At 46.5% G+C, this 15,885-nt stretch carries 10 protein-coding genes and 2 pseudogenes; 9 read left to right on the forward strand and 3 right to left on the reverse strand.

The window, feature by feature from the left end; genetic code table 11:
* Window positions 1-14: 14 nt before the first annotated feature.
* Together ACTQ53_RS02505 and mnmG are read right to left on the reverse strand one after the other, a co-directional pair.
* The gene (locus tag ACTQ53_RS02505; RefSeq protein WP_153122191.1) at window positions 15-545 is read right to left on the reverse strand and encodes an adenine phosphoribosyltransferase; all 531 of its coding nucleotides are present in this window, start codon (window positions 543-545) and stop codon (window positions 15-17) included.
* Between the two features lie 294 nt (window positions 546-839).
* Complete coding sequence (gene mnmG / locus ACTQ53_RS02510; protein WP_441931898.1) at window positions 840-2,711, reverse strand: tRNA uridine-5-carboxymethylaminomethyl(34) synthesis enzyme MnmG; 1,872 nt, start codon at window positions 2,709-2,711, stop codon at window positions 840-842.
* Between the two features lie 222 nt (window positions 2,712-2,933).
* On the opposite strand from mnmG, the gene ACTQ53_RS02515 reads away from it, so the two are divergent.
* The 5 genes and pseudogenes from ACTQ53_RS02515 to ACTQ53_RS02535 form a co-directional block, all read left to right on the forward strand.
* Complete coding sequence (locus ACTQ53_RS02515; RefSeq protein WP_006848916.1) at window positions 2,934-3,617, forward strand: succinate dehydrogenase/fumarate reductase cytochrome b subunit; 684 nt, start codon at window positions 2,934-2,936, stop codon at window positions 3,615-3,617.
* 32 nt (window positions 3,618-3,649) lie between these two features.
* Window positions 3,650-5,632 (forward strand): fumarate reductase/succinate dehydrogenase flavoprotein subunit, encoded by a 1,983-nt coding sequence (locus tag ACTQ53_RS02520; RefSeq protein ID WP_217760073.1) that lies wholly within the window; start codon window positions 3,650-3,652, stop codon window positions 5,630-5,632.
* A 15-nt stretch (window positions 5,633-5,647) separates the two neighbouring features.
* On the forward strand, window positions 5,648-6,406 hold the full coding sequence (locus ACTQ53_RS02525) for a succinate dehydrogenase/fumarate reductase iron-sulfur subunit (RefSeq protein WP_022120108.1): 759 nt from the start codon (window positions 5,648-5,650) through the stop codon (window positions 6,404-6,406).
* 759 nt (window positions 6,407-7,165) lie between these two features.
* Window positions 7,166-8,689: a THUMP-like domain-containing protein gene (locus tag ACTQ53_RS02530; RefSeq protein WP_441931899.1), complete on the forward strand. Its 1,524-nt coding sequence runs from the start codon at window positions 7,166-7,168 to the stop codon at window positions 8,687-8,689.
* A 9-nt stretch (window positions 8,690-8,698) separates the two neighbouring features.
* A pseudogene (locus tag ACTQ53_RS02535) lies at window positions 8,699-8,801 on the forward strand (ORF6N domain-containing protein); the annotation flags it as partial.
* A gap of 82 nt (window positions 8,802-8,883) precedes the next feature.
* On the opposite strand, the gene ACTQ53_RS02540 reads toward ACTQ53_RS02535, so the two are convergent.
* Entirely contained in the window at window positions 8,884-10,419 is a 1,536-nt protein-coding gene (locus ACTQ53_RS02540; protein WP_441931900.1) for a carboxylesterase/lipase family protein, read from the reverse strand.
* 155 nt (window positions 10,420-10,574) lie between these two features.
* Here ACTQ53_RS02540 and ACTQ53_RS02545 point away from each other — a divergent pair.
* From ACTQ53_RS02545 to ACTQ53_RS02560, 4 genes and pseudogenes are all read left to right on the forward strand, one after another.
* Window positions 10,575-10,739 (forward strand): annotated as a pseudogene (locus ACTQ53_RS02545) (IS1380 family transposase); the annotation flags it as partial.
* A gap of 273 nt (window positions 10,740-11,012) precedes the next feature.
* Window positions 11,013-12,317, forward strand: coding sequence for an acetylxylan esterase (locus tag ACTQ53_RS02550; RefSeq protein ID WP_441931961.1), 1,305 nt, complete (start codon window positions 11,013-11,015; stop codon window positions 12,315-12,317).
* Between the two features lie 242 nt (window positions 12,318-12,559).
* Window positions 12,560-13,711 carry an N-acetyltransferase gene (locus tag ACTQ53_RS02555; RefSeq protein ID WP_441931902.1) on the forward strand — a complete coding sequence of 384 codons (1,152 nt, stop codon included), beginning with the start codon at window positions 12,560-12,562 and terminating at the stop codon, window positions 13,709-13,711.
* Window positions 13,712-13,810: 99 nt separating this feature from the next.
* Window positions 13,811-15,820 carry a DNA topoisomerase IV subunit B gene (locus ACTQ53_RS02560; RefSeq protein WP_441931903.1) on the forward strand — a complete coding sequence of 670 codons (2,010 nt, stop codon included), beginning with the start codon at window positions 13,811-13,813 and terminating at the stop codon, window positions 15,818-15,820.
* The last annotated feature ends 65 nt before the right edge of the window (window positions 15,821-15,885 follow it).

Raw genomic sequence — 15,885 nt, forward strand, 5'->3', positions numbered from 1 at the left:
CATGTTAAATGCTTTTACAACTGTAATAGAGTAGATACTTCTACGTCGTCATCGAAGATTTTTCTACCTTCGAAATTCTCGTTTACAAGCTCGATAATGAAGTTTGCATATACTTTTTTCGGGTGAAATTTCTTCACCAGATTGCATGCAGCCTTCATGGTTCCGCCGGTAGCGAGAAGGTCGTCGTGGAGGAGGATTACATCGTTCTCATTGATGGCATCTTCGTGGATTTCGATAGTGTCCATACCGTATTCCTTTGCGTAACTTTCCTGTACGGTTTTGCAAGGAAGCTTACCTGGTTTGCGGCATAAAACTACGCCTGCACCGAGTCGGATAGCAAGGGCAGAAGACATTACGAAACCGCGTGATTCGATGCCTACGATTTTGGTAATTCCCTTATCTTTGTAGATCTCGTACATCTCGTCACAAATCTCTTTGAGAGAATCTGGATTCTTGAAAAGGGTGCTGACATCGCGGAAGTTTACACCCTTGATTGGCCAATCTGGAATGCAACGCAGATTGTCTAATAATAGCTGATTATTCATTACTTTTTTGTTTATTTATTAATACTTATTCTCTTTCTTTTTTATCTTGTTTCCTATCGTATGAAACGGGTTGTGACTTCTTGGTCTTGTACCTTCATTTTGCCCGTTAATACGTACTGTTCTTATTCTTTTTCTTCGGTTTTATCCTCTTTTGTTTCATGAAACATAAAGTTTTACTTTAACGATAAAATACTTGATGTAACCATGCTTAATTGGCTAGATATCAAGTATTTTATGTGTGTTGCGTTTCACGTGGAACAATTGGGTCTGGCGCAGCTTTCTCCGTATTACCGATTATCTCCCTAGCAGTACCAGCAGTACGTTGATGTCGCTTGGAGAAACTCCTGGAATTCGACTTGCCTGAGCTAAGGTTTCCGGATCGATTCGTTCAAGCTTTTGACGGCCTTCTGTGGAGATTTCCAGTATCTCGGAATACTTGAAGCGTCCTTTGATTTTGATGTTTTCCAGTCGGTGCATCTTGTCTGCGAAGAGTCGTTCTCGATCGATGTATCCTTTGTACTTCATTTTGATTTCTGCCGCTTCTGCAATCTCTTCTTTTCGATTGGCTGGCGCATCCATCGCTGTCTTCAGGTCGGGAATAATCTCCGATAGATTTTGAAGGTTCAAGTGAGGACGGGCAACGAGGTCGATAAGTTTGCAGCCTGCTCGAAGTGGTGTTGTGCCTAGAGCCTCAAGTTTTGGATTGATCTCGTCTTTCTTGATAGGATAGTTTGCGCAGAAGTCAATGATTCTTTCGATGGCATTTTTCTTCTCCATCCACCAGTCGTAACGGTCGCGTTTGGCAATGCCCAGCTCGTATGCTTTCTCGGTGAGTCGGGAGTCGGCGTCGTCTTGTCGGAGTAGGATGCGATATTCGGCTCTTGAGGTGAACATTCGGTAAGGCTCGTCAACTCCCTTTGTTGTGAGGTCATCGATGAGTACGCCGATGTAACTTTCGTCTCGTTTCATTTCGAAAGTCTTGTCGCCAGTACAATGTAGGGCTGCGTTGATTCCTGCAACGGTGCCTTGGCCTCCAGCTTCCTCGTAACCGGTGGTTCCGTTCACCTGTCCGGCAAAGAAGAGACCCTTGATGATTTTCGACTCCAGCGAATGCTTGAGTTGGGTAGGGTCGAAGTAATCGTACTCGATGGCGTAACCTGGTCGGTAAATCTTGGCGTCTCTCAATGCCGGGATTTCATGGAGTGCCTTCAGCTGGATGTCCATCGGCATACTTGATGAAAATCCGTTCAGATACATTTCATTCGTGTCTTCGCCTTCTGGCTCCAGAAATAACGGATGCTGTTCCTTGTCTGGGAAGGTGACGAGCTTGGTCTCGATACTTGGACAATAGCGAGGACCGGTGCTTTGAATCTGACCATTATATAAAGGAGAGTCATCGAGTCCGCTTTTCAGAATGTCGTGAACCTTCTTGTTGGTGTAACATGTCCAGCAAGGAAGTTGCTTCAGTATGCGATGATCGCCCATGTATGAAAATTGATGGAAGTCGCTGTCGCCAGGTTGCTCTTCCATATCTTCAAAGTGAACGCTGCGCTTGTCGATGCGGACCGGTGTTCCCGTTTTCATTCTTGCAGTGGTGATTCCCCATCGGGTGATGCTTTCTGTAAAATGATGAACGGCAGGTTCTGCGCATCTGCCACCTTCTACCATCTTTCTGCCCACGTGCATCAGTCCGTTGAGGAAAGTGCCGGCAGTAATGATGATGCTCTTGCCGTAGAACTCAGCGCCCCAGATGGTGCGCACACCGATGGCTTCTCCGTCGGCAACGAGCAACTCGTCGGCCTGGTCTTGCCAGATGTCGAGGTTGTCGGTGTGGTCGAGTATGGTTCTCCACTCCCAGATGAATTTACCACGGTCGCATTGTGCTCTAGGACTCCATACGGCTGGTCCCTTGCCGATGTTCAGCATTCTGAACTGGATGGCGGTCTTGTCAGTGACAATACCCATCTGTCCGCCCAGTGCGTCAATCTCTCGTACAATCTGTCCCTTTGCTATGCCTCCGATGGCAGGATTGCAACTCATCTGACCAATCTTGTTCATGTCCATCGTTATCAAGCAGGTCTTGGCTCCCATGTTTGCGGAGGCAGCTGCAGCCTCGCATCCGGCGTGACCACCACCGATAACGAGAACGTCATAATTGAATCTCATAATCTATATTTTTTCTAATTTTCGGCAAAAGTAAGAAATAAAATCGAAATTTTAGCAAAAATACTTTGATAAATCATTAAAATATAGTAATTTTGCAGCAGACTTGCGAAAATATACCTAGAAATGAGGATTGCAGAATGCCTAAAAATAGGTATTGCAGGGACGAAAAATGTGGAATATAAATTAGTTTCAAACAGTTAAATAATTAAAATTCAATCATTTATGTGGTTAATCAATTCATCTATTGGTAGAAAGGTAGTGATGTCAGTAACTGGTATCGCTCTTATTCTATTCTTGACATTCCACGGTTGCATGAATGTTGTTGCTCTCTTCTCAGGAGATGCTTACAACATGATTTGCGAATTGTTGGGTGCTAACTGGTACGCCGTAGTTGCAACTTTGGGTTTGGCAGCTTTGGCAGTTTGTCACATCGTTTACGCTTTCATCCTGACAGCACAGAACCGTCGTGCTCGCGGTAACCAGCGTTACGAGGTAACAGCAAAGCCAGAGAAAGTAGAGTGGGCTAGCCAGAACATGTTGGTGCTCGGTATCATCATCGTTCTCGGTTTGTTGCTTCACCTCTTCAACTTCTGGTACAACATGATGTTTGCTGAGCTTTTGGGTACAAGCTTCGGCCACTGCCCATCAGATGGCTTCGCATTCATTCAGGACACCTTCGCTAACCCAGTATTCGTAGTTCTCTACATCATCTGGTTGGTAGCTCTTTGGTTCCACCTCACTCACGGTTTCTGGAGTGCTATTCAGACTCTCGGTTGGAGCGGTAAGACTTGGTTCTGCCGTTGGAAGATGATTGGTATGATTTACTCTACCATCCTGCTTCTCCTCTTCATCGTAGTTGTATTGGCATTCGCTTTCGGTTGCGCTCCATCTTTGTGCTGCGCATAATTCGTGTAATCATTTAAGTATTAAAAAAGATTATGGCAAAAACATTAAATTCTAGAATACCTGAAGGACCAGTTGCTGAGAAGTGGACCAACTATAAGGCTCACCAGCGTTTGGTTAACCCAAAGAATAAGTTAAAGCTCGACGTTATCGTTGTAGGTACAGGTTTGGCAGGTGCTTCTGCTGCTGCTTCTCTCGGCGAGATGGGCTTCAACATTTTGAACTTCTGCATCCAGGACTCTCCACGTCGTGCTCACTCTATCGCAGCACAGGGTGGTATCAATGCAGCTAAGAATTATCAGAATGATGGTGACTCTGTTTACCGTCTGTTCTACGATACAGTAAAGGGTGGTGACTACCGTGCTCGTGAGGCTAACGTTTACCGTTTGGCTGAGGTGAGTAACGACATCATCGACCAGTGCGTAGCTCAGGGCGTTCCTTTTGCTCGTGAGTACGGTGGTATGCTGGCTAACCGTTCTTTCGGTGGTGCTCAGGTATCTCGTACATTCTATGCTAAGGGTCAGACAGGTCAGCAGCTCCTCCTCGGTGCTTACTCTTCTTTGAGCCGCATGGTTGAGGCAGGTAAGGTTAAGCTCTTCACCCGTTACGAGATGGAGGATATTGTGATCGTTGACGGTCACGCTCGTGGTATCATCGCTAAGAATTTGATTACAGGTAAGTTGGAGCGTTTCTCTGCCAATGCCGTAGTTATCGCTACCGGTGGTTATGGTAACGCTTACTTCCTTTCTACAAACGCTATGGGTTGTAACTGTACAGCAGCTATCCAGTGCTACCGCAAGGGTGCTGATTTCGCTAACCCATCTTATGTTCAGATTCACCCTACATGTATCCCTGTTCACGGTACAAACCAGAGTAAGTTGACTTTGATGTCAGAGTCACTCCGTAACGATGGTCGTATCTGGGTTCCTAAGAAGATTGAGGATGCCAAGGCATTGCAGGCAGGTACAAAGAAGGGTTCTGATATTCCTGAGGAAGACCGCGACTACTACTTGGAGCGCCGTTACCCAGCATTCGGTAACCTGGTTCCTCGTGACGTGGCTTCTCGTGCAGCTAAGGAGCGTTGCGACAAGGGCTTCGGTGTCAACAACACAGGTCTTGCCGTATTCCTCGACTTCTCTGAGTCTATCAACCGTCTCGGTATTGACGTTATCCTTCAGCGTTATGGCAACCTCTTCGATATGTATGAGGAGATTACCGACGTTAACCCAGGTGAGTTGGCTAACGAGATTAACGGCGTGAAGTACTACAACCCAATGATGATCTTCCCTGCTATCCACTATACAATGGGTGGTATCTGGGTAGACTACGAGTTGATGACCACAATCCCAGGTCTCTTCGCTATTGGTGAGTGTAACTTCTCTGACCACGGTGCTAACCGTCTTGGTGCATCTGCTTTGATGCAGGGTTTGGCTGACGGTTACTTCGTATTGCCATACACTATCCAGAACTACTTGGCCGACCAGGCATTGTGGCCAAAGCTCTCTACCGATCTCCCAGAGTTCGCAGAGGCAGAGGCAGGTGTTCAGAAGGAAATCGACCGCCTGATGGGTATCCAGGGCAAGCGCTCTGTAGATTCTATCCACAAGGAGTTGGGTCACATCCTTTGGGAGCACGTAGGTATGGGTCGTACCAAGGAAGGTCTTGAGGAAGGCTTGAAGAAGATGAAGGCTCTCCGCGAGGAATTCAACAAGAACCTCTTTATCCCTGGCAAGAAGGAAGGCTTGAACGTAGAGTTGGATAAGGCTATCCACTTGCGTGACTTCATCTTGATGGGCGAGTTGATCGCTTACGATGCATTGCACCGCAACGAGAGCTGTGGTGGTCACTTCCGTGAGGAGTACCAGACAGAGGAAGGCGAGGCTAAGCGTGATGATGCAAACTTCTTCTACGTAGGTTGCTGGGAGTATCAGGGCAATGATACAACTGCTCCAGTGCTCAACAAGGAACCTCTCGAGTATGAGGCAATTAAGGTACAGACAAGAAATTACAAGAATTAAAAAGCGAACAAGACAATGGCAAGAAATATAAGTTTCACAGTTAAGTATTGGAAGCAGGACGGCCCTACAGCACAGGGTCACTTCGATACACACGAGATGAAGAACATCCCAGATGATACCTCATTCCTCGAGATGCTCGACATCTTGAACGAGGAGCTCATCGAGTCAGGTCAGGAGCCTTTCGTCTTCGACCACGACTGCCGCGAGGGTATCTGCGGTATGTGCTCTCTCTATATTAATGGTACACCTCACGGTAAGACTGAGCGTGGTGCTACAACATGTCAGCTCTACATGCGTCGTTTCAACGATGGTGATGTGATCACCGTTGAGCCTTGGCGTTCTGCTGGTTTCCCTATCATCAAGGACTGTATGGTAGACCGTTCAGCATTCGACAAGATTATCCAGGCAGGTGGTTACACCAGCATCCGTACAGGTCAGGCTCAGGATGCCAACGCTATCCTGATTCCTAAGGAGAATGCAGACGAGGCAATGGATTGCGCTACATGTATCGGTTGCGGTGCTTGTGTTGCTGCATGTAAGAATGGTTCTGCCATGCTCTTCGTCAGCTCAAAGGTTAGCCAGCTGGCACTTCTCCCACAGGGTCGTGTAGAGGCTGCTGCCCGTGCTAAGAAGATGATTGCACGCATGGACGAGCTCGGATTCGGTAACTGTACAAACACTCGTGCTTGCGAGGCTGTTTGTCCTAAGAACGAGTCTATCGCTAACATCGCCCGCTTGAACCGTGAGTTCTTGAAGGCTAAGTTGGCTGACTAATCCACCGTATCTCTTAAGACACAGAAATTTTCTCTCTGCATCTTTACGGATGCGAGAGAATTTTCCCAAAAACCCTTCACTCTTCACCTTTTGAGTGTAAGCGATTGAAGGATAGGCAGTTGGGTGGGTGAAGAGTTGAATTGACTCTTCACCCACCCTTCACCTTTTTATAGGACTGGAGCTTTTGGGGCTCTTCGGCTCTGTAGCTATTCCATTGTGAGTCAGTGATTTACATTTATAGGTGAAGAGTAGTGAAGAGTAGTGAAGAGTCAGCGCCACTCTTCACCTCTCAAATCCCCTGTGTTTATCGGGGTTTCAGGCTAAATGGTGAAGAGTGAAGAGTGAAAACGAGAGTAGGCTTTTTACGACGGAAACGTAAGCTGCCCCGCATTTATACCTTGCATCATTCAAAAATGCAGTAACAGCTGATAAAACTAATGCTGCATCCTGAAGGTTAAGGAGTACATTGCTCGGCAGTAAGGCTATATCCCGATTTGGTTTAGACCTCATTCCAATTATTGCCTAGTGATGGCATCTTTTTGCCCTATAGGAGGGCAATTTATTGCCATTGCTAGGCAATAATCCTTATGTCGTGAGAGAGCTGTAGAATACAGTAACTATCATAGTTAATTCAGTAAATAGCGACTCGAGATGCAGTAAGTATCATCTCGAAATACAGTCAGTATAAAACCAGTTTAAGAGAAGTATTACTCTATAATAAATAAAGTATTATTCTATAAAGATATAAAAAGAGCATAAATGATGAACCAAGCGACTCAAGACTTTATTCGCCAGCATCAGGACGATGATGTCCGCCAGCTGGCTTTTCTCGGAAGCAAGTATCCGGAAGTAGATATGCCTTTCGCTCTCGATCAGATTCGCGGGCGAAAGATGGCTCGCATCAAGTTGCCTCGTTGGGCAAGTCTCGAAGGCATCATCTATCCTCCTCATATTTCTATGGAGCAATGCTCCTCTGAATCTACTGCGCTTTACAAGGCAGAACTGGCTGCGAGGTTGCTCGGCTTGCCAGTATCTTCATCTTCTGCAGAAAAAGAAAATAAGAGCGAAAAAGAAAATGAGAGCGCAAATGAAAATGAGGTTGCAAAAGCTTCCGATTCTCATTTTTCCAAAATTCGCGAATTTGCGGGCGATAGGGCGGTTGATTCAGAATTCGCCATAAATGGAGCCACTTCTGAAAATCAACAGATATTAACAAAACCAGGTGAGGATGTTAACGAAACAAAAGAAGATGTCAGCAAAGCAGATTTTTCAGAAGAAATCGGGTTTGTAGATTTGACTGGTGGCTTTGGAGTAGATTTCTCTTATATTGCAGCCCGGTTGGGAGTGAAGTCGATGTACGTGGAGCGTCAGGCTCATCTCTGCGATGCGGCGAAGGAGAATTTCGGGCGATTGGGCTTGAAGAACGCCATCGTGAAGAATGGGGATGGAATAGAGGTTCTTCATTCTTTTCATCCCAAGAAAAAAGATGTAGCATCAGCTGATGATTCTTTAGGCATCACTTATGACCAACCTCTGTCATTACTTAAGACCAACCTTGGTCTTAAGATAATCTTCATTGATCCTGCCCGTAGAGACGATGCGGGCAACAAGGTGGTATCCTTGAAGGATTGCACGCCCGATGTCACCGTTTTGCAGGAAGAGATGCTTTTGAAGGCTGATTACGTCATCGTCAAACTCTCTCCGATGCTCGACTGGCACCGTGCTATAAGCGAATTAAGCCATGTAAGAGAGGTTCATATCATCTCCGTGAACAATGAGTGCAAGGAGCTTCTTTTAGTGCTCTCAGCGCAAAATATGGGCAATCTCCGCATTTATTGTGTCAATGATGCCCAGTCCTTCGTCTGCGAAGAGTCGGATATGGAGGCTTCTTCCGTCAAGATTGCCCCATCCACGCTTGAAGAGATGCAGTATCTTTATGAGCCGAATGCGTCGTTGATGAAAGCCGGCTGTTTCGGCGTTCTTTCCGGGCGCTATGATGCAAGGATGCTTTCCAAGAACAGCCATCTTTTCGTGAGCCGTGAACCTATCGCCGCCTTCCCAGGCAGAAGTTTCCGCATCATCGCCGTATCCTCCTTTAATAAAAAGGAGTTGAAGCGTCATCTCTCAGGCATCACCAAGGCAAACATCGCCACCCGCAACTTCCCCCTCTCCGTAGCGGAATTGCGCAAGCGATTGAAGCTGAAGGATGGTGGCGAAATCTATATCTTCGCCACCACATTGAGCGACGAAAGCCATGTGCTGGTAATAACGGAGAAAGCTTAGAAAACTTACGCTTTCACAGAGCAAGGAGTTGCTATGCTTAGTGGAGTTTTGAAGTCTCCGACTGCTGTTGAAGCAAACATCCGCATCATGCGAGCATTCGTATCTATGCGCCATTTTATGGTGAACAATGTGGCGTTTTATCTCTTTAATGAAAAAGTTCCAAGTGGGAGAAATGCCACTTGGAACTTGACGTATTATTTTCTTTTTTCCTTGAAGAACTCCTCGAAGAAGTCCATTTGCTTTTGATTTTGAACAGGACCCAAATGCAGTCCTTCCTTCATAATCATCACCGTTGGTTTACCTTCCTGGTAGGTAGTCCAGAAAGGAAGGCTATCCCCATTTGGATTACCAGTCTTGGTAAAGTTGATCCAGTAGCGTGACATGATTTGCTCCATGTGCAGCTCCGTCTCGGTCATTTTTCCAGAGCCAAACTTATAGCCATAGATGAATGGCATCTCTGCCACATGGCTGGCTCCTCCCTTGCGGCTTTTCACGATGGTGTTCTCTGAGTCTTGGTCAAAGTAATACATATACACCTTGCCCTTGCCGGTCTTGCTCTGCAGGTTAGCCCAGGCATACGTTCCCCATGCAAAGGAGCCATCACGGAAAATGTCGGATTGAGCGAAGTAGGTTTCTTCCTCTGTCTTGGCAGGATAGAGACTGAGAACCTGGTCTGCCCAACTTCCATATATCTCATGGATTCTTTTCTCATAGTCACTTACACTGACAGGGCGGGTAAACATACTTCCTTCGTCGCTGTTGGTTCCTATGACGACATTAACATCATTGTAGTTTCCCTTTTCATAGAGCTTATACTGGTCATCGGTGATGGAGTAGCCGTCAACGTTCGGCCAGAAGGACTCAAAGGCGGTATTCTTCACGATGTCCATAGCCGGAACTTTTCTTAGCTGCTTCAAGTTCTTAGCCTTGAGTTTCTTTTGAAGGAGAAGTCCACCTGCTTCTGCCGCTTTGGAGGTGAGCATGGCTGTGTTACCATTTCTGCTTTCACCCACAGGCCAGAAGGAGCTACCACTTTCGCTGATGGCTCCTCGGAAGAGTCCCTTGGCAAGGGGAGAGGCGCATAGTATACTTACCGAGATACCACCGGCAGATTCTCCAGCAATGGTAATCTTGTCTGGGTCTCCACCGAAGGCAGCGATATTGTCGTGAATCCATTTTAAGGCCATCACTTGATCAAGGATGCCATAGTTACCAGATATGTTCTTGCCTGATTCCTTACTCAGCTCTGGATGTGCCATGAATCCCAAGGCTCCCAAGCGGTATTCTATGCTGCAATAGATGATGCCTTCCTTGACAAAGCTTTCCTGAGTTCCACTGTAGGAGCCAGTAAGAAAGGCTCCTCCATGAATCATCACAAATACAGGGAGTTTGTCATTCTTACTCTTGGCTGGCGTTTCCACACTGAGGTATAGGCAGTCCTCGCTCATGCCCAGCTCTCCACCATTTTGGTTAGGGTCGATGGGCTGTGGTGGACGGTCTCCCCATTTATCTGCTTTGAATACTCCCTTCCAAGGCTTCTTGCTCACTGGAGCTTTCCATCTGAGGTTGCCCACTGGTGCTTCAGCGTATGGGATTCCCTTGTATAGGGCGAATCCTTCATGTTCCACACCTTCAATTTCTCCTTGCTCCACTGTTGTTCTTAGCAGTTGGGCGTTAGCTGCCGATAGGCAAAAGAGTGTCAGGGCAGCTGTCAGTAGATGTCTTTTCAATTTCATTTCAGGTTATTCCATTAATTCCGCAACACTATTATCAATTAAACATTTTAAGCGCCTGAGCAACAAAAAGTTACTCTGGATTTTGCTATGTCAGAATTTTCACTTATCTTAGTGTTGCTAAAAGAAAACAAGCAAAATTCTGATATGACATGGCAAAGATACAAATTAAATCTGAGAAACTCACTCCTTTTGGAGGAATATTTTCGGGTCATGGAGCAATTTGACTCCATATTGTCTTCTGTAATCGACTCCACCCTCATAATTTCACTACTCATTTGATGAACCATCTCTCGCTTCATCCGACACTTCGCACTTCTCGCCAGTGTTGGAGAGAATAGATGATCGAGCTTTTTCTTATTGTGATTCCTTGGATAATATTAGTTTTCCGCCAGTGCTTAAAACTATCGGGAAGGATATTTGTTTGTTCAAGATGCCTATTGAGGGTATCTTGAACAAAAATATCCTTGAAATCGTTTTGTTATCTCAATGGAATGTTGTACTTTTGCGCTCATAATGATAATTGCATATTATAATTTAAAACAAACTATAAAGTTATGAACAAATTAAGAACTATCTATCTGTCGTTCATGTTTATCATGGCGATGAACATGGCGAGTGTGTTAAGTGTGAAGGCGGAGAACTATCCCTATCGCAGTGATTATCTTTGGCTAACCGTGCCCGACCATGCCGACTGGCTCTACAAGACGGGCGAGCAGGCTAAGGTGGAAGTAAGTTTCTATAAGTATGGAATTCCCCGTGACGGCGAGGTGAACTATGAAATTGGCGATGACATGCTGAAGGCAGACAAGCAGGGAAGCTTCAGGCTGAAGAACGGGCGTGCCATCGTGAACATGGGAACCCGAAAGACTCCGGGCTTCCGGGATTTGAGATTATTCTATAAGCTCGATGGTAAAACCTACCAGCATCATATAAAAGTAGGATTCTCGGTAGATAAAATTCAGCCTTATACCCAGGAGCCTAAGGATTTTGATGCATTCTGGCAGCAGGCAAAGGACGAACTGAAGAACGTTCCTTTGAGCTATACCAAGGAACTCGCCAAGGAATATTGTACAGATAAGATAGATTGCTATCTCGTTAAGCTTCAGATAGATAAGATGGGTCATGCGATGTATGGCTACCTCTTCTATCCAAAGAATGCCAAGCAGGGCGGTCATCCTGTGGTTCTCACTCCTCCAGGAGCCGGCATCAAAACCATCAAGGAACCTATGCGCAATAAGTATTATGCCGAGAATGGATTTATCCGCTTCGAGATAGAGATTCATGGTCTTGATCCACGCATCCCTGCTGAAACTTTCCTGGAGATAAGCAGGGGATTCAACGATGCAAACGGCGGATATCTGTCTAACGGATTGGAAGATAAGAACCGCTATTATATGAAGCATGTTTATCTGGGATTGGTGCGTTGCATCGACTTCCTGACCTCTCTGCCAGAGTGGGATGGTAAGAATGTGGCTGTGCAGGGCGGAAGCCAGGGTGGAGCCTTGGCTATTATCGCAGCTGGTTTAGACAAGCGCGTTACCCAGTGCGTGGCTAATCATCCTGCGCTCAGCGATATGGCTGCTTATGCCGAGAAGGGAAGAACGGGCGGTTATCCTCACTTCAATAAATATCATGAGATATTGAAGAACCAGGATTGTCTCAACACGATGGCTTATTATGACGTGGTAAACTTTGCCCGCAAGGTAACGGTTCCAACCTATCTTACCTGGGGCTACAACGACATAACCTGTCCGCCGACAACCAGTTATGCGGTATGGAATACGCTGAAGTGTGAGAAGGAAGCCTTGCTCACGCCAATCAATGAGCACTGGACTACCAGCGAGACCAATTACCAGCAGATGGTCTGGATCAAGGAGCATCTCATCAAGTAAGAGATTCCTTTTCCGGAACGAACATCTCGTCAAATAAAGAGATTCCTTTTCCGAAACGAAGCAATCTCATCAGGTAAAGATATTCCGCCAAAACCACCACTAAATGGGTGATATAGGCTAGTTTGGGGGGCTGTAATTAAAAATAAACCCCTAAAAAACTGCAAAAAAAGTAGCAATATTTGGTCATTTGGCGAAATATTGCTATTTTTGCATCCTATAATATTGCAAACTAGTTTGAAATCATGTCATTAATAGAAATTAAAAAGGTCGAAAGCAAGAAGGATTTGAAGACGTTCATCGACTTCCATTACGACCTCTACGAAGGCAACGAATACGATGTGCCTAATCTTTTCAGCGACGACATGAATACTCTGAGCAAGGACAAGAACGCAGCGTTCGAGTTCTGCGAAGCTGAGTATTATCTTGCCTATAAGGACGGCAAGTTGGCAGGTCGCGTCGCTGCCATTATCAATCATAAGGCAAACAATAAATGGGGCAGGAAGTCGGTCCGTTTCGGCTGGATTGATTTCATTGACGACCGCGAGGTTTCCAAGGCTCTTCTCAATGCTGTAGAAAAATATGGTAAGGAGAAGGGAATGGAAGATATTGTAGGTCCGCTGGGTTTTACCGATATGGATCCAGAAGGCATGCTTACCTGGGGCTTTGACCAGCTCGGCACAATGCCTACCATTTATAATTATTCATATTATCCGGAGCACATTGAGGCCCTGGAGGGTTTTACCATTGATAATAAGTATGTAGAGTATAAACTGATGGTGCCAGATACCATCCCGGAGAAATATTCCAAGATAGCGGCGATGATAGAGAAAAGATACAATCTCCATGTCCGCAAACTTACCCGTAAGGATATTTATGAGGGCGGATTCGGACAGAAGATTTTCGACCTCATCAATGATACATACAAGCATCTCTATGGTTATTCCGAACTTTCACAGAAGCAGATAGACCAGTACATCAAGATGTATCTGTCTTTGCTCGACCTGAACTTTGTGACAGCCATAGAAGACTGGACTACCGAGGATCATAAGATGATAGGTATCGGCATTACGATGCCTTCCCTTTCCAGAGCCCTGCAGAAGTGCCATAGGGGCAGGCTGTTTCCTTTTGGCTGGTGGCATCTGTTGCGTGCCATCAAGTTCCATAAGACCAAGATTGTCGACCTCCTGCTCATCGGTATCCACCCGGAATACCGTGCAAAGGGTGCCAATGCGCTGCTCTTTGCCGACCTGATTCCTATCTATCAGAAGTATGGAATCGAGTGGGGAGAAACACAGGTGGAAATGGAAGATAATGCTGCTGTGCAGGGACAATGGGGCGCCTTGGCTCCAATTCTTCACAAGCGCCGCAACTGCTATATTAAGAATATCAAGTAAATAGCAATTGTTGTATTTGGAATTGTCTGATAAACAGAATATTGCAATATCATTTGCTATATTATAAGAAAATAAATAAGAATTACTAAGGAGGAAATCATGGCAGAAGATAAAAACTTAAATAATAACGATTTGAATGCCGCTGATGAGCTTGCCAATGCCCCTCAGGAGCAGCAGCCGGTAGAATATACCGACGACAACATCCGACACTTGAGCGATATGGAGCATGTGCGTACCCGTCCGGGTATGTACATCGGTCGTCTAGGTGACGGTAATCTGCCGGAAGACGGAATCTACGTGCTCCTCAAGGAGGTGGTAGATAACTCTATCGACGAGTTCAAGATGGGCGCTGGAGCCAGATTGGAGATTGATATCGAAGACAATCTGCGTGTCAGCGTGCGCGACTATGGCCGTGGTATTCCTCAGGGAAAGCTCGTAGAGGCAGTAAGCGTGCTGAACACCGGAGGTAAGTATGACAGCAAGGCGTTCAAGAAGAGTGTCGGACTGAACGGTGTGGGTGTGAAGGCGGTGAATGCCCTCAGCTCTCACTTCGAGGTAAAGTCATTCCGTGACGGCAAGGTGCGCCATCTGAAGTTTGAGAAAGGTATCCTGCAGAGCGACAAGACCGAAGATACGGAGGACGAGAATGGTACCTTCATCTTCTTCGAACCGGATAATACCCTGTTCAAGAACTATTCTTTCCACGATGATTTCGTGGAGACGATGCTCCGCAACTATACTTATCTGAACACCGGACTCACCATCATGCACAATGGTCGCCGCATCCTCAGCCGTCATGGTTTGAAGGATCTCCTGACCGATAATATGACCAACGAGGGTCTCTATGAGATTGTCCACATGAAGGGCGAAGACATCGAGATTGCCTTTACCCATACCAATCAGTATGGCGAGGAGTACTATTCCTTCGTGAATGGTCAGCACACCACCCAGGGCGGTACTCATCAGAGTGCCTTCAAGGAGCATATCGCCAGAACCATCAAGGAGTTCTACGGCAAGTATGAGTATGGCGACATCCGAAACGGACTGGTGGCTGCCATTGCACTGAACGTAGAGGAGCCGGTGTTTGAGAGTCAGACGAAGATCAAGCTCGGAAGTACCACAATGTCTCCGAACGGAGGCGAAACCATCAATAAGTATGTGGGCGATTTCCTGAAGAAGGAAGTAGATAACTATCTCCATATCCACAAGGATGTGGCTGAGATTCTGGAGAATAAGATCAGGGAGAGCGAGCGTGAGCGCAAGGCGATGGCTGGCGTAACCAAACTGGCGCGTGAGCGTGCCAAGAAGGCGAACCTTCACAACCGCAAGCTGCGCGATTGCCGCATCCACTTCAGTGACGCCAAGAACGAGCAGAAGGAGGCAAGTTCCATCTTCATCACCGAGGGTGATTCTGCCAGCGGAAGCATCACCAAGAGCCGTGACGTGAACACCCAGGCGGTATTCTCGCTGCGAGGAAAGCCATTAAACTGCTATGGCCTGACCAAGAAGGTGGTTTACGAGAACGAGGAGTTCAACCTGCTGCAGGCTGCCCTGGATATAGAAGACGGATTGGACGGATTGAGATATAATAAGGTGATTGTGGCTACCGATGCCGATGTTGACGGAATGCACATCCGCCTGCTCATCATCACCTTCTTCCTGCAGTTCTTCCCAGATCTCATCAAGAAGGGACATGTTTACGTGCTTCAGACTCCATTGTTCCGAGTGCGCAACAAGCGAACCAAAATCAAGAACAAGCAGGCTGTAGCGGATGCTGATGCCAAGCTGGGACCTAAGGAGAAGAAGGGCGACTTCATTACGCATTACTGCTACAGCGATGAGGAGCGCCAGCAGGCCATCAAGGCGCTGGGTCCTGACCCGGAAATCACCCGATTCAAGGGATTGGGAGAGATTTCGCCAGAAGAGTTTGCCCATTTCATCGGTCCGGATATGCGATTGGAGCAGGTAACGCTGCACAAGACCGACCAGGTGCAGAAGCTCCTGGAGTATTACATGGGTAAGAATACGATGGAACGTCAGAACTTCATCATCGACAACCTGGTGATTGAAGAGGATATTCCGGAGGAAGACTCAGCACTGCTGGATTAGGTGAAGTGAAGAGTGAAGAACGAAGAGTGAAGAATTCAAGTGCTTTCGAGGGGTAACCATTGAAA

It is taken from the genome of Prevotella sp. Sow4_E9_plate (genome assembly GCF_052116205.1).
Taxonomy (GTDB): Bacteria; Bacteroidota; Bacteroidia; order Bacteroidales; family Bacteroidaceae; genus Prevotella.